This is a genomic window from Aureimonas phyllosphaerae, assembly GCF_900113065.1.
GTDB classification, from domain to species: Bacteria; Pseudomonadota; Alphaproteobacteria; order Rhizobiales; family Rhizobiaceae; genus Aureimonas; species Aureimonas phyllosphaerae.
Window position 1 is genome coordinate 575,079 of the sequence record NZ_FOOA01000001.1, and the last position, 11,981, is coordinate 587,059.

13 protein-coding genes are annotated in these 11,981 nt (G+C 67.3%); 10 read left to right on the forward strand and 3 right to left on the reverse strand.

Translation table 11 applies throughout. The annotated features are described in order from the left end of the window. Positions 1–10 precede the first annotated feature (10 nt). Entirely contained in the window at positions 11–814 is an 804-nt protein-coding gene (locus BM175_RS02795; RefSeq protein WP_090959178.1) for a fatty acid desaturase, read from the reverse strand. 321 nt (positions 815–1,135) lie between these two features. Between BM175_RS02795 and BM175_RS02800 the strand changes: the two genes are divergently transcribed. Together BM175_RS02800 and deoC are read left to right on the forward strand one after the other, a co-directional pair. Then, positions 1,136–1,678 carry a sterol desaturase family protein gene (locus tag BM175_RS02800; RefSeq protein ID WP_090958852.1) on the forward strand — a complete coding sequence of 181 codons (543 nt, stop codon included), beginning with the start codon at positions 1,136–1,138 and terminating at the stop codon, positions 1,676–1,678. 96 nt (positions 1,679–1,774) lie between these two features. Continuing rightward, the gene (gene deoC / locus BM175_RS02805) at positions 1,775–2,473 is read left to right on the forward strand and encodes a deoxyribose-phosphate aldolase (protein WP_090958855.1); all 699 of its coding nucleotides are present in this window, start codon (positions 1,775–1,777) and stop codon (positions 2,471–2,473) included. A gap of 100 nt (positions 2,474–2,573) precedes the next feature. Here deoC and BM175_RS02810 read toward each other — a convergent pair whose 3' ends face one another. After that, positions 2,574–2,759, reverse strand: a complete 186-nt coding sequence (locus BM175_RS02810; protein ID WP_090958858.1) for a hypothetical protein — start codon at positions 2,757–2,759, stop codon at positions 2,574–2,576. A 107-nt stretch (positions 2,760–2,866) separates the two neighbouring features. Between BM175_RS02810 and BM175_RS02815 the strand changes: the two genes are divergently transcribed. Continuing rightward, entirely contained in the window at positions 2,867–3,697 is an 831-nt protein-coding gene (locus BM175_RS02815; protein ID WP_090958861.1) for a putative bifunctional diguanylate cyclase/phosphodiesterase, read from the forward strand. On the opposite strand, the gene BM175_RS02820 is transcribed toward BM175_RS02815, so the two are convergent. Then, positions 3,678–4,412: a GntR family transcriptional regulator gene (locus BM175_RS02820; protein WP_244545832.1), complete on the reverse strand. Its 735-nt coding sequence runs from the start codon at positions 4,410–4,412 to the stop codon at positions 3,678–3,680. The two genes, BM175_RS02815 and BM175_RS02820, sit on opposite strands and share 20 nt — an antisense overlap. 271 nt (positions 4,413–4,683) lie before the next feature. Here BM175_RS02820 and BM175_RS02825 point away from each other — a divergent pair, with 271 nt between their 5' ends. From BM175_RS02825 to rutB, 7 genes are all read left to right on the forward strand, one after another. Beyond that, positions 4,684–5,673 carry an ABC transporter ATP-binding protein gene (locus tag BM175_RS02825; protein ID WP_090958867.1) on the forward strand — a complete coding sequence of 330 codons (990 nt, stop codon included), beginning with the start codon at positions 4,684–4,686 and terminating at the stop codon, positions 5,671–5,673. 41 nt (positions 5,674–5,714) lie between these two features. Next, positions 5,715–7,010: an ABC transporter substrate-binding protein gene (locus tag BM175_RS02830; protein WP_090958870.1), complete on the forward strand. Its 1,296-nt coding sequence runs from the start codon at positions 5,715–5,717 to the stop codon at positions 7,008–7,010. Between the two features lie 216 nt (positions 7,011–7,226). Then, a complete protein-coding gene (locus tag BM175_RS02835; RefSeq protein WP_090958873.1) occupies positions 7,227–8,111 on the forward strand; it encodes an ABC transporter permease in 885 nt (294 codons plus the stop codon). A 164-nt stretch (positions 8,112–8,275) separates the two neighbouring features. Continuing rightward, positions 8,276–9,160, forward strand: a complete 885-nt coding sequence (locus BM175_RS02840) for an ABC transporter permease (RefSeq protein WP_090959181.1) — start codon at positions 8,276–8,278, stop codon at positions 9,158–9,160. A gap of 8 nt (positions 9,161–9,168) precedes the next feature. Next, entirely contained in the window at positions 9,169–9,819 is a 651-nt protein-coding gene (locus BM175_RS02845; RefSeq protein ID WP_090958876.1) for an aspartate/glutamate racemase family protein, read from the forward strand. 319 nt (positions 9,820–10,138) lie between these two features. Next, positions 10,139–11,230, forward strand: a complete 1,092-nt coding sequence (gene rutA / locus BM175_RS02850; protein WP_090958879.1) for a pyrimidine utilization protein A — start codon at positions 10,139–10,141, stop codon at positions 11,228–11,230. Next, entirely contained in the window at positions 11,227–11,970 is a 744-nt protein-coding gene (gene rutB, locus BM175_RS02855; RefSeq protein WP_090958882.1) for a pyrimidine utilization protein B, read from the forward strand. The genes rutA and rutB overlap by 4 nt, the downstream gene beginning before the upstream one ends. Positions 11,971–11,981 lie beyond the last annotated feature (11 nt).

Here is an 11,981-nt window from a genome sequence, read left to right on the forward strand (position 1 = left end):
CAGGCCTGCCCTAGAGCGCCGCCTCGCGTTTGCGCCGCCACTGCGATGGCAGCGCCCACCAGGGCACCCATGGCTGGTCATGGTGCTCGTGGTGGTAGCCGAAATGGAAGCAGGACAGGAGCGAGGCGAGGTAACCGAACTCGTTGGAGCGCGCATTGTGGCCATCCACGAAGCCGCTTTCCTCGTGGCGGTGCGGGCGGAACGTCCCGAAGTAGAAGAGTTGGATCGACGAAAGGAGCGAGGGCATCCCGTAAAACAGGACGACGTTGGCGACCGATGCCCCGAAGACGACGATGTAGAGCGTCACGACGGTGCTGACGAAGAGGATCGACCGCCGGCCGAAGTAGCGCATGAAGAAGGTGCGGAACCAAGGCCAGAAGCGGTCGGGCTCATCCGCGAAGAAGTCGGGATCGTCGATCGTGCCCGGCGCGTCGTGGTGGGCCATGTGGGCGGCGCGGATGCGCGCCCAGGCGAAGCCCGCATAGATCGTCAGGATAAACGTGCCGATCGCCGCGTTCAGCCGCGGCCATCCGGGCACGAGCGAGCCGTGCATCGCATCGTGCGCCACGATGAAGAGCCCGACGGTGAGCCAGCACTGGACGGCCACGAGCAGCGGGACGAACGGCGCGGTCGTCCAATTCAGTTCGAGAAAGAACACCGCCCCGAAATGGATCGTCAGCCAGGACACGAGGATCGCGGCCGCCAGGGTGAGCCCGATCGCCGCCTGGAACGGGCGAAGCGTCGGGCGCGCGGACGCGGCCGGCGCGCGCCGGGCGATCGTCTTCATCTCGGTCAGGGCGGTGTATTCGTGCATCACGCTCAACCTACCTCGATCGCCCCGCCCGAACAGCACCATGCGGCACTATGCCAGTCGATTGCGGCTGTTTGCCGATCTTACGACATCGGCTCCCGCGTCCTGCCACCGGTTGGCGCGGGAAGGAAGTCGGCTCGTTGCCGCGCGGGGATCGGCGATCACGAAGCGGAGAGCCGACGCCGCCGATCCGCGCCGGACCCGCGTCGCCTCCTGTGGCGATAGGGCGCGATCGGGAAATGCTTGGCAGCGGCGCGGTCCCTTGCCATACCCTAGCCCCGTTCGGCATCGAAACACGTGTGGAACCCATTCAGCGAAGCGGCCATGACCCTCGACTTCCTCCTCTACGCCCTGATCGTTCTGGTGACCGTGGTCGCGATGGAGGGGTTCGCCTGGGGCGCCCATAAATACGTCATGCATGGGCGCAGCGGCTGGGGCTGGCACAAGTCGCACCATGAGGAGACCGAAGGGCTGTTCGAGAAGAACGACCTCTACGCGGTCGTCTTCAGCGTCTTCGCCGTCGCCCTGTTCTTCGTCGGCCATTACCTGTCGCCGATCCTCCTCGCCATCGGCTGGGGGATCACGATCTACGGTCTTCTCTACTTCGTCGCCCATGACGGGCTGGTGCATCAGCGCTGGCCGTTCCACTACGTGCCGCATCGCGGCTACGCCAAGCGCCTCGTGCAGGCGCACCGCCTGCACCATGCGGTCGAAGGCCGCGACCACTGCGTCTCGTTCGGCTTCCTCTACGCGCCGCCGATCGACAAGCTGAAGGCGGAACTGCGCCGCTCGGGCGTGCTCGACCGCGAGCGCATCGAGCGCTCGGTCGTCGCGCAAGGCGCGGCGCACGCCCCCGTCCGCGACTGAGCGCGACGGGACCGGCTTCCGGTCGGCTTGACGCCCCTTGAGGGTCGTGAAAGACCGTTCGCTCTCGACCCGACCGTCATACGCCCTGGAGGCTTCATGCAGGACTTCGCGAGCGCCGGACCGGGCAACGATCTGGCGGCGCTGATCGACCATACGATCCTGAAGCCCGAGGCGTCCCGCGCGGACGTCGCGCGGCACTGCGACGAGGCGGTGGCGAACGGGTTCGCCTCGGTGTGCGTCAACGGTGTCCATGTCGCCTTCGTCGCCGAGCGGCTGCGGGGCACGCCGGTGAAGACCTGCGCCGTGCTCGGGTTCCCGCTCGGCGCGGGCGGCGCCGGGGCCAAGGCGGCGGAAGCCGCCTGGCTGGTCGGCGAGGGCGCCGATGAACTCGACATGGTGCTGGATATTGGAGCCCTGCGCGAGGGTGACCTCGACCGGGTGTGCGCCGACATCGCGGCGGTGCGCGAGGCCTTCAAGGGTCGCGTCCTGAAGGTGATCCTGGAGACGTGCCTGCTGAACGAAGCGCAGATCACGGCAGCATGCCGGATCGCGGCCGAAGCCGGCGCGGACTTCGTGAAGACCTCCACCGGCTTTTCGACCGGGGGCGCAAGCGTCGAGGTGGTGGAACTCATGCGCCGCACGGTCGGCCCGGACGTCGGCGTCAAGGCATCGGGCGGCATCCGTACCGCAGAGACCGCGCGGGCGATGGTCGCAGCCGGTGCGAACCGCATCGGCGCGAGCGCCAGCGTCGCGATCGTCGGGGCAGCGAAGGAGAGCGCTTCGGGCGGCTACTGAAGCGCCATGTCGTAGGCCCACCCCGATGGTGGGGTGGGTCGTCTAGCCGGCCGAAGCTCCGGGCTCACCGCCCTGGAGCCCGAACGGGACTCGCTCCCGATCAGAACGAGTAGGCGAGGCCGATGCGGCCGATGAAGCCGTCGTTGTCGAAGCCGTAGGAGATCCGCTGCCCCGGGAAGGCGACCGGATCGGACGCGTAGACGGTCGTGTTCTCGAGATCGTAGTACAGGCCTTTGGCCCGCACGCTGATCGACTGCGTCAGCTTGTGCTCGATGCCGCCGCCCACGACATAGCCGTAGAGCGTGTCTCGGGGCGTCCTGCGGCCTCGTCCGCCTGTCGCCCGCGTTCGCCGACGCCGACGTCGACGAAGCCCTGAACGCTGCCGATACCGCAATGTACGCGGCCAAGGCCGACGGCAAGGGAAAGGTGAAGGTGTTCTATCCGGCGATGCTGGAAGAGCGCCGGACCCGCCGCATCCTCGAGATGGACCTGCGCCATGCGGTTCAGGACGGCTGCCTCGAACTCAACTTCCAGCCGCTGTTCGACGCCCAGACCGCCAGACTCAAGTCGTTCGAGGCTCTGGTTCGCTGGCATCACCCGATGCAGGGGACCATCGCTCCCGACCAGTTCATCCCGCTGGCCGAGGAAACCGGGCTGATCGTGGCGCTCGGCGACTGGGTCCTTCGTGAAGCGTGCGCGGAGGCCGCCCAATGGCCTGCCGATATCGGCATCGCCGTGAACGTCTCGGCGCTCCAGGTCGGGCACGGCGAGATGCTGCCGGTCCTCGTCAACACGCTGGCGGCGACGGGGCTCGATCCGAGCCGCCTCGAGCTCGAGATCACCGAGAGCTCGCTCCTGGCCCTCAAGCCGGAGACGGTCGGCTTCCTGCGCTCCGTGCAGGAACTGGGGGTGCGCGTGTCGATCGACGACTTCGGCACGGGCTACTCGTCGATGAGTTCGCTGCAGAACTTCCGGTTCGACAAGATCAAGATCGACCGGAGCTTCGTGCAGGCGATCAACGGCGACGCCAAGAGCGTGGCGATCATCAAGTCGATCCTCGAGTTGTCGTCGAAGATCGGCGTGACGACCACGGCCGAAGGCGTCGAGACCTCGGCCCAGCTCGACTACATCACCGCCAACGGCTGCACCGAAGCGCAGGGGTTCCTGTTCGCTAAGCCGATGAGCAAGGAAGCCGCGCGCGAGTTCATCCGCCAGAACGCCTGACGAGGGCTCGACGACGGCGAAGGCTCAAGGCGCTGGCAAGGTCCGACGCGGGCGGCGGACTGGATGTCAGGTCGAGATCGGCCAGAAGCGTCTCAACATGGCGCTTCATCAGCCCGGACGCGTCGTCGCCGGCCCCGCGCACCAGGGCGTCGAGAAGCGCGAGATGGGCGGCGTTGTCGCAAAGCGTCGCCGTCTGCCGCCAGTAGAGCGCGATCACCAGCGAGGAGCGGGACAGGAGCCCATCCACGATCGCGGCGAGGACGCCGTGGCCGGATAGCGCGGCGATCCTGCGATGGAAGTCGGCGGAGTGGTAGACGGCCTCGCGCGGGTTGTCGGCGTTCAGCGCGTCATGCTCGGCGTCGATCGCGGCGCGCAGCCTCGCGGCGTCGTCCGGCCCCATGCGCTCGGCCGCAAGGGCGGCGAGCGGCGGCTCGATCACGGCCCGCGCCTCGAAGATCTCGCGCGCCTCGCGCGGCGTCGGATGGGCGATGCGGGCGCCCTTGTTGCGCTGGAGGATGACGACGCCGTCGCGCGCCAGCGCCTGCAGGGCGGCCCGCACCACCGTGCGACTGACGCCATAGATTTCGGCGATCTCCTCCTCGACCAGCTTGGCGCCCGGCCCGAGGCGGTGACGCGCGATCGCATGCATGATGCCGTCGCAGATCGGCTCCCATGAGGCCGTGACGTCTCCGGGGGAAGCGGGATCGGGGGGCACGCGTCGTCTCCGTTCTGGGCGGCCGCCGGCTGCCGACGTGTTTCATGCAGGAACCGTGCCACGCCGACCGAGTGACGATCAGCGGATCGGATACACAAATTGTATACGCTTTAGGCAGGAAACGAGAGGCGGCGCTTCGTCCATGGGCATCGGGCGCCGCCCATGGATGCGTTGCCTTCCCTCCCCGCTGCCGAAGCCGCGCGTTTCCGGCCAGCCTCGATGTGGCACGCTTCCTGCATCCGTCTCCTGCGAGAGAAGCGGAGACGGACGCATGGCCCCTGGAGACCTCGAACTCGTCAAACTGACCAAGCGCTACGGCGCGACGACGGCGGTGGACGCGATCGACCTGCGCGTGCCGGCCGGCACCTATTGTTGCTTCCTTGGACCCTCGGGCTGCGGCAAGTCCTCGACCATGCGCATGATCGCCGGCCACGAAAGCGCATCGGGCGGCGACATCATCCTGGGCGCCAACAACGTCACCGATCTGCCGCCAGCCCGGCGCGGCACCGCGATGATGTTCCAGTCCTACGCGCTGTTTCCGCACCTCACCGTTCTCGACAACGTCGCCTTCTCCCTGAAGATGAAGGGCGCCTCGAAGGACGAGCGATACCGCAAGGCGCGCGCCGTCATGGAGCTCGTCGACCTCGCGCGCTTCGAGGCGCGCATGCCCGCCCAGTTGTCCGGCGGCCAGCAGCAGCGCGTGGCGCTCGCGAGAGCCCTCGTCACCGATCCCGGCATCCTTCTCCTCGACGAGCCGCTGTCGGCGCTCGACCCGTTCCTGCGCCTTCGCGTGCGCACCGAGCTGAAGCGGCTCCAGCGCGAACTCGGCATCTCCTTCCTCCACGTCACGCACGGGCAGGACGAGGCGATGGCCCTCGCCGATCTCGTGGTCATCATGCGGGACGGCCGCATCGAGCAGGCGGGCAGCCCTCAGGACGTCTTCCACCGCCCGGCCACCGGCTTCGTCGCGCGCTTCATGGGCGGCCATAACGTCCTGCAGCTCGACGGCCGGCCCGTCTCGGTGCGCGCCGACCGGGTGCGCATCGGCGAGGGCAGCGCCGACGCGCGCTCCGTCTCCGGCGAGGTGCGCGGCGTCGAATACGGCGGCGCCACCGTCACCGTGGTCGTCCATGCCGGCGACGCCGGCGAGATCACCGCCGTGATCCCCGAAGAGCAGTTCAACGCGACCCCGGCCGAACTCGGGCAGACGCGTGCCGTCCACTGGTCGCGCGGCGACGAGTTCGTGCTCGAAGCCGCCTGATCCGCAGCCGCCTCCAGCCCCCGACCCAAGGAGACCACCTCATGAGCGACACCCCCAAGACCACCGGGCTCGACCGCCGCGCCTTCCTGAAGTCCGGGGCGGTCTTCGCCGCCGGCGCGGTCGTGACCACCAAGGTCACCGGCTTTCCCTTCGTGTCCGGCGCGCGGGCGCAGGAGGCCAAGACGCTGCGCTATCTCGGCACGGCGGTGAACCAGTCGACCGAGATCGCCGCCAAGGTGAAGGAGGATCTCGGAATCACGATCGAGTACGTGCCTGTCACGACCGACGAGGTGACGAAGCGCATCATCACCCAGCCCAACACGTTCGACATCGTCGACACCGAATACTTCTCGCTGAAGAAGTTCGTGCCGACCGGCAACCTGATGGGCATGGACGCCAAGCGCATCAAGGAATTCGACAACATCACGACGGTGTTCACCAAAGGCGAGATCGACGGCAAGAAGATCGGCGACCAGGGCACCGCGCCGTGGAAGGTGCTCTATCTCGAGGCCAACAAGTCCAAGGCCTTCTCGGCGACGCCGACGGAGTGGATCTCGCTGATCCCGACCACCTACAACGCCGATACGCTCGGCATCCGGCCCGACCTCATCAAGCGCCCGATCGAGAGCTGGGCGGAACTCCTGAACCCCGAGTTCAAGGGTCGCGCCTCGATCCTCAACATCCCCTCGATCGGCATCATGGACGCCGCCATGGCGATCGAGGCGTCGGGCAAGTACAAGTATCCCGACAAGGGCAACATGACCCGCGACGAGATCGACCTGACGATCGACGCGCTGATCGAGGCCAAGCAGGGCGGCCAGTTCCGAGCCCTGTGGTCGGACTTCAACGAGAGCGTCAACCTCATGGCCTCCGGCGAGACCGTGATCCAGTCCATGTGGTCGCCCGCCGTCACCGCCGTGCGCGCCAAGGGCATCGACTGCCGCTTCCAGCCGCTGAAGGAGGGCTACCGCGCCTGGGCCTCGGGCTTCGCCCTGCCCGCGACGCTCGAGGGCCCGAAGCTCGACGCCGCCTACGAGTTCGTCAACTGGTTCCTGTCCGGCTGGGCCGGCGCCTTCCTCAACCGCCAGGGCTACTACTCCGGCGTCCTGTCGACTGCCAAGTCCGCCATGCAGCCCTACGAATGGGCCTACTGGATGGAGGGCAAGCCGGCCGAGAAGGACATTCTTTCCCCGCAGGGCCAGGTCATCGCCAAGACCGGCGACGTGCGCGACGGCGGCTCCTTCAACGAGCGCATGGGCGCCGTCGCCTGCTGGAACGCAGTGATGGACGAGGACGCCTACATGGTCCGCAAATGGAACGAGTTCGTCGCGGCATAAGGCGCGGCGGTTGTCGCAGGGGACATGATGTCCCCTGGCCCCTCCTCATTTGATGAGGTGTCCGAAGATCGAGAGGGCCAGCGGCCCTCCCGATCTTCGGAAAGGTCCCAAACGAAAAGAAGGGTTCGGGAATTCCTTCCCGAGCGGGGCTCGGGGCGGCAGCCCCGCCACATCCACGCGGCCCCACGCTGCAACGTTCCCACCCACGGAGGCCGCATGGCAGCGACCGATCGCACGGGGCTTGCGCCCTATCTCCAGGCGGCGCCGCTGGCGCTAGTGTTCCTGTTGTTTCTGGTGGTGCCGCTCGCCTTCATCGTGATGGTGAGCTTCTGGACCTACGACAACTACCAGATCCAGCCGGCCTTCACGCTGCAGAACTATGCCGACGTCTTCGACCGCTGCATCACGCGGCTACCGGTGCTCTGCACGACCTTCCGCACCTATCTGTCGACGCTCGGCTTCGCGCTCCGGGTCTGGGTGCTGACGCTCGGGATCGGCTTCACGATCGCCTATTTTCTCGCCTTCGAGGTGCGCTCGAAGGCGGTGCAGTCGATGCTGTTCCTGGTCTGCACGATCCCGTTCTGGACCTCCAACGTCATCCGCATGATCTCGTGGATCCCGCTCCTCGGCCGCGAGGGTCTGGTGAACCGGACCCTGATGGGCATCGGGGCGATCGACCAGCCGATCGACTGGCTCTTGTATTCCTCCTTCTCGGTGACGCTGACCTTCGTCCACCTCTTCACCTTCTTCATGGTGGTGCCGATCTACAATTCGATGCTGCGCATCGACCGCTCGCTGATCGAGGCGGCACGGGATGCCGGTGCCTCCGGCTGGCAGATCCTGTGGAACGTCATCGTGCCGCTGTCGAAGACCGGCATCGCCATCGGCTCGATCTTCGTCCTCACCATCGTCATGGGCGACTTCGTGACCGTCGGCCTGATGGGCGGCCAGCAGATCGCCTCGGTCGGCAAGACGATCCAGACGGAGATCAGCTACCTCCAGTTCCCGATCGCCGCCGCCAACGCCGTCGTGCTGCTCGCCACCGTCCTCCTCATCGTCTTCGCGCTCCTGCGCGTCGTCGACATCCGCAAGGAGCTATAGAGTGTCCTTCGACGATGCGGGGGTCGGCAGGCCGGTCCTGCTTCCCCTCCGCAGCGTCCCGGATGCTCGACGATGCCGCCGGCATCGACTGCGCTCCGCTCCTCGCGGCCGGGGAAGCATCCCTCGCCCCGCCTCCGCCCCGCATCATCGAAGGACACTCTGACGTGTCGGAAAAACGCTCCCGCGCCTTCTGGCCGCTCGCGATCTTCTTCTCACTCTTCGTCCTGTTCCTCTACGGGCCGACGCTGACCGTCCTCGTCCTCTCCTTCCAGGGGCCGCAGGGCGGGTTGACGTTCCCGATGAACGGGTTCTCGACCCACTGGTTCGGCGTGCTGTGGCAGGGGCTCGGCGTCGTCGACGTCTGGGCCGCGTTCGGACGCTCGTTCCGGCTGGGCCTCGTGGTGACCGTCCTGACGGTCGTCATCTCGGTGCTGGCGGGCCTCGCCTTCCGGCGGCGGTTCCGAGGCTCGACGCTCCTGTTCTACACGGCGATCGCAAGCCTCATCCTGCCGTCGATCGCGGTCTCGCTCGGCATCGCGCTGGAGTTTCGCATCTTCGACGACGTCGTGAAAGCCTACGGCCTCGGCGGCGATGGCTACCAGTCGGCGATGGGCCTCTTCACCTCGGCGCTCGGCGCTCACCTCACCTGGACCCTGCCCTTCGGCATGCTCGTGATGTTCGCCGTCTTCAACCGCTTCGACCCCGCCTACGAGGAAGCCGCCCGCGATCTCGGCGCAACGCCATGGCAGACCTTCCGCCATGTCGTCCTGCCGATCATCGCACCCTATCTCGTCGGCGTGGCGCTCTTCGGCTTCACCCTGTCGTGGGACGAGATCGCCCGTACCTCCCAGGCGATCGGCGGCCCGAATACGCTGCCACTGGAACTCCAAGGCCTGACGACGACGGTCACCACCCCGGCGATCTACGCGCTCGGCACGCTGACGACGGCAGTGTCCTTCCTCGTCATTGCCCTCACGCTCGGCACCGGCTTGTTCCTTCGTGCGCGTCGCATGCGCGGCGCCTCCGACGCCGGCAAGGGTACGCTCTGAAAGCCGCCATGCGCATCCTTTTCATCAATCCCAACGCCACCGTCTCGATGACGCACAAGATCGGGGCGGCGGCCCGGGCCGCGGCCTCGCCCGGCACGTTCATCCTCTCCGCCACCAACCATGCCGGTCCGGCGTCGATCCAAGGACCGGCTGATGGCGAGGCGGCCGAGCCCGGCCTCCTCGCGTTGATCGCGGAGCGGGACGCGGACGCCGATGCCTTCGTGATCGCCTGCTTCGACGACACGGGATTGGAGACGGCGAGAACGCTCACGGGCAAGCCGGTCATCGGGATCGGCGAGGCCGCCATGCGGGCCGCCGCCGACGGGAATCGCGCGTTCAGCGTGGTGACGACGCTGTCGGTCTCGATTCCGGTGATCGAGGAGAACGTGCGGGCCTATGGGCTCGGCAGCCTCTGCCGGCGGGTGCGCGCCTCCGAGGTGCCGGTGCTGGCTCTGGAAGAGCCCGGCAGCGCCGCACGCGAGACGGTGGCGGCCGAGATCGCGGCGGCGCTCGGCGAGGACCAGCCCGGTGCCGTCGTCCTCGGCTGCGCCGGCATGGCCGATCTCGCCGAGACGTTCGCCGCCCGGTTCGGCGTGCCCGTGTTCGACGGTGTGGTCTGCGCGGTCAAGGCGCTGGAAGCGCAGTCGCGAGATGCCTGACCTTGGTCCGGAGCCCTCCGGCTGCTGCTGAAGGATGGGTCAGGCGGCAGTTGCGAAGAAGCGGCTCCGACGGCGGGCGCGCGGATCGACGAAGACATCCTCGGAACCCGTTGCCAACGCAGTAACCATGGGTTGCCGCGGTTTTCGGCATCTCCCTCTCGAATTTGTCCATTTGGTCAGTTTTCCCGGCCACCCTCGGACACCTGGCTATCGCCTTTCCTTACAAGCCATTGCAATCAATTATGAAAATGTCTCTGGCACGCGTCTTGCTGTGCATTCGGTGCGGTGCTGATGCCGCATTGCTGGAGCAAGAGGACGGATGGAAATCGGTGTCTTCATCCCGATCGGGAACAACGGCTGGCTGATCTCGGAAAACGCGCCGCAATACAAGCCGAGCTTCGCCCTGAACAAGGCGGTCGTGCAGAGCGCGGAGCGCCATGGCTTCGACTTCGCGCTGTCGATGATCAAGCTGCGCGGCTTCGGCGGCAAGTCCGAGTTCTGGGACCACAATCTCGAAAGCTTCACGCTGATGGCGGGCCTTGCCGCCGTGACGACCCGCATCCGCCTCTTCGCGACCGCCGCGACGCTCGTGATGCCGCCGGCCATCGTCGCCCGCATGGCGTCGACGATCGACTCGATCTCGGACGGCCGCTTCGGGCTGAACCTCGTGACCGGCTGGCAGCGGCCGGAATATTCGCAGATGGGCCTGTGGCCCGGCGACGAGTATTTCGCCCGCCGCTACGACTATCTCGCGGAATACGCGACCATCCTGCGCGAGCTCTGGGAGACCGGCCGGTCGGACCTCAAGGGCGAGTTCTTCCAGATGGACGACTGCCGCCTGTCGCCGCAGCCCCAGACGCCGGTGAAGATCATCTGCGCCGGCTCGTCCAACGCCGGCATGGCCTTCTCGGCCCGCCACGCGGACTACAATTTCTGCTTCGGCGTCGGCGTCAACACGCCGAAGGCCTTCGCCGGCAACACCGCCCGGCTGAAGGCGGCGACCGACGAGACGGGCCGCGACGTCTCGACCTTCGTCCTGTTCATGATCATCGCCGACGAGACCGACGAGGAGGCCCGCGCCAAGTGGGAGCACTACAAGGCGGGCGCCGACGCGGAGGCGATCGCCTGGCTGGGCGTCCAGGGCGCGGCCGACACGAAGTCCGGCGCCGACACCAATGTCCGGCAGATGGCCGATCCGGTCTCGGCCGTAAACATCAACATGGGAACGCTCGTCGGCTCCTACGAGACGGTGGCGCGGCTCCTCGACGAGGTCGCGACCGTACCGGGCACCGGCGGCGTGCTCCTCACCTTCGACGACTTCGTGGAAGGCGTGGAGGCCTTCGGCACCCGCATCCAGCCGCAGATGACGTCCCGTCGCCACGTCGCCTTCCAGCGTGAGGCCGCCGAATGAGCGCGCTTCCCGCTGCCGGACACGTGCCCCGGCCGCAGACGCGCGAGAGCGTCACCCTGCCCGCCCGCCCGGAGCCGCTGTCGCTGAAGCTCCACGAGACCGCAGTCGTCGTGGTCGACATGCAGAACGCCTATGCGACGCCCGGCGGCTACGTGGACCTCGCCGGCTTTGACATCTCCGGCGCCGCCGGCACGATCGGAGCGATCGGCAGGGCGCTCTCGGCGGCGCGCGACGCCGGCGTCCTCGTGGTCTATCTTCAGAACGGCTGGGACAAGGACTACCTGGACGCCGGCGGTCCCGGCTCGCCGAACTGGCACAAGTCGAACGCTTTGAAAACCATGCGCCGCCGGCCGGAACTTGCCGGCACGCTGCTGGCCAAGGGCACCTGGGACTACGCGATCGTCGACGCGCTCCAGCCGCGCCCAGGCGACCTTCTGGTGCCGAAGACGCGCTACAGTGGCTTCTTCAACTCGACCCTCGACAGCACCTTGCGTGCGCGCGGCATCCGCAATCTCGTCTTCGTCGGCATCGCCACCAATGTCTGCGTGGAGAGCACGCTGCGCGACGCCTTCCACCTCGAATATTTCGCGGTGATGCTGGAGGACGCCACGCATCAGCTCGGTCCCGCCTTCATTCAGGAGGCGGCGGCCTACAATGTCGAGACCTTCTTCGGCTGGGTCTCGACGGTCGCCGACTTCTGCGGCGCCGTCTCGCAAGCCGCCCCCTCCCCCTCGATCTGATCCAGGAGCCG

Coding starts and splice junctions, on each gene's coding strand:
- BM175_RS02845 (WP_090958876.1), top strand. CDS start 9,169: ATGCGCATCCTTTTCATCAATCCCAACGCCACCGTCTCGATGACGCAC.
- BM175_RS02830 (WP_090958870.1), top strand. CDS start 5,715: ATGAGCGACACCCCCAAGACCACCGGGCTCGACCGCCGCGCCTTCCTG.
- rutA (WP_090958879.1), top strand. CDS start 10,139: ATGGAAATCGGTGTCTTCATCCCGATCGGGAACAACGGCTGGCTGATC.
- BM175_RS02835 (WP_090958873.1), top strand. CDS start 7,227: ATGGCAGCGACCGATCGCACGGGGCTTGCGCCCTATCTCCAGGCGGCG.
- BM175_RS02800 (WP_090958852.1), top strand. CDS start 1,136: ATGACCCTCGACTTCCTCCTCTACGCCCTGATCGTTCTGGTGACCGTG.
- BM175_RS02815 (WP_090958861.1), top strand. CDS start 2,867: ATGTACGCGGCCAAGGCCGACGGCAAGGGAAAGGTGAAGGTGTTCTAT.
- rutB (WP_090958882.1), top strand. CDS start 11,227: ATGAGCGCGCTTCCCGCTGCCGGACACGTGCCCCGGCCGCAGACGCGC.
- deoC (WP_090958855.1), top strand. CDS start 1,775: ATGCAGGACTTCGCGAGCGCCGGACCGGGCAACGATCTGGCGGCGCTG.
- BM175_RS02795 (WP_090959178.1), bottom strand. CDS start 814: ATGCACGAATACACCGCCCTGACCGAGATGAAGACGATCGCCCGGCGC.
- BM175_RS02825 (WP_090958867.1), top strand. CDS start 4,684: ATGGCCCCTGGAGACCTCGAACTCGTCAAACTGACCAAGCGCTACGGC.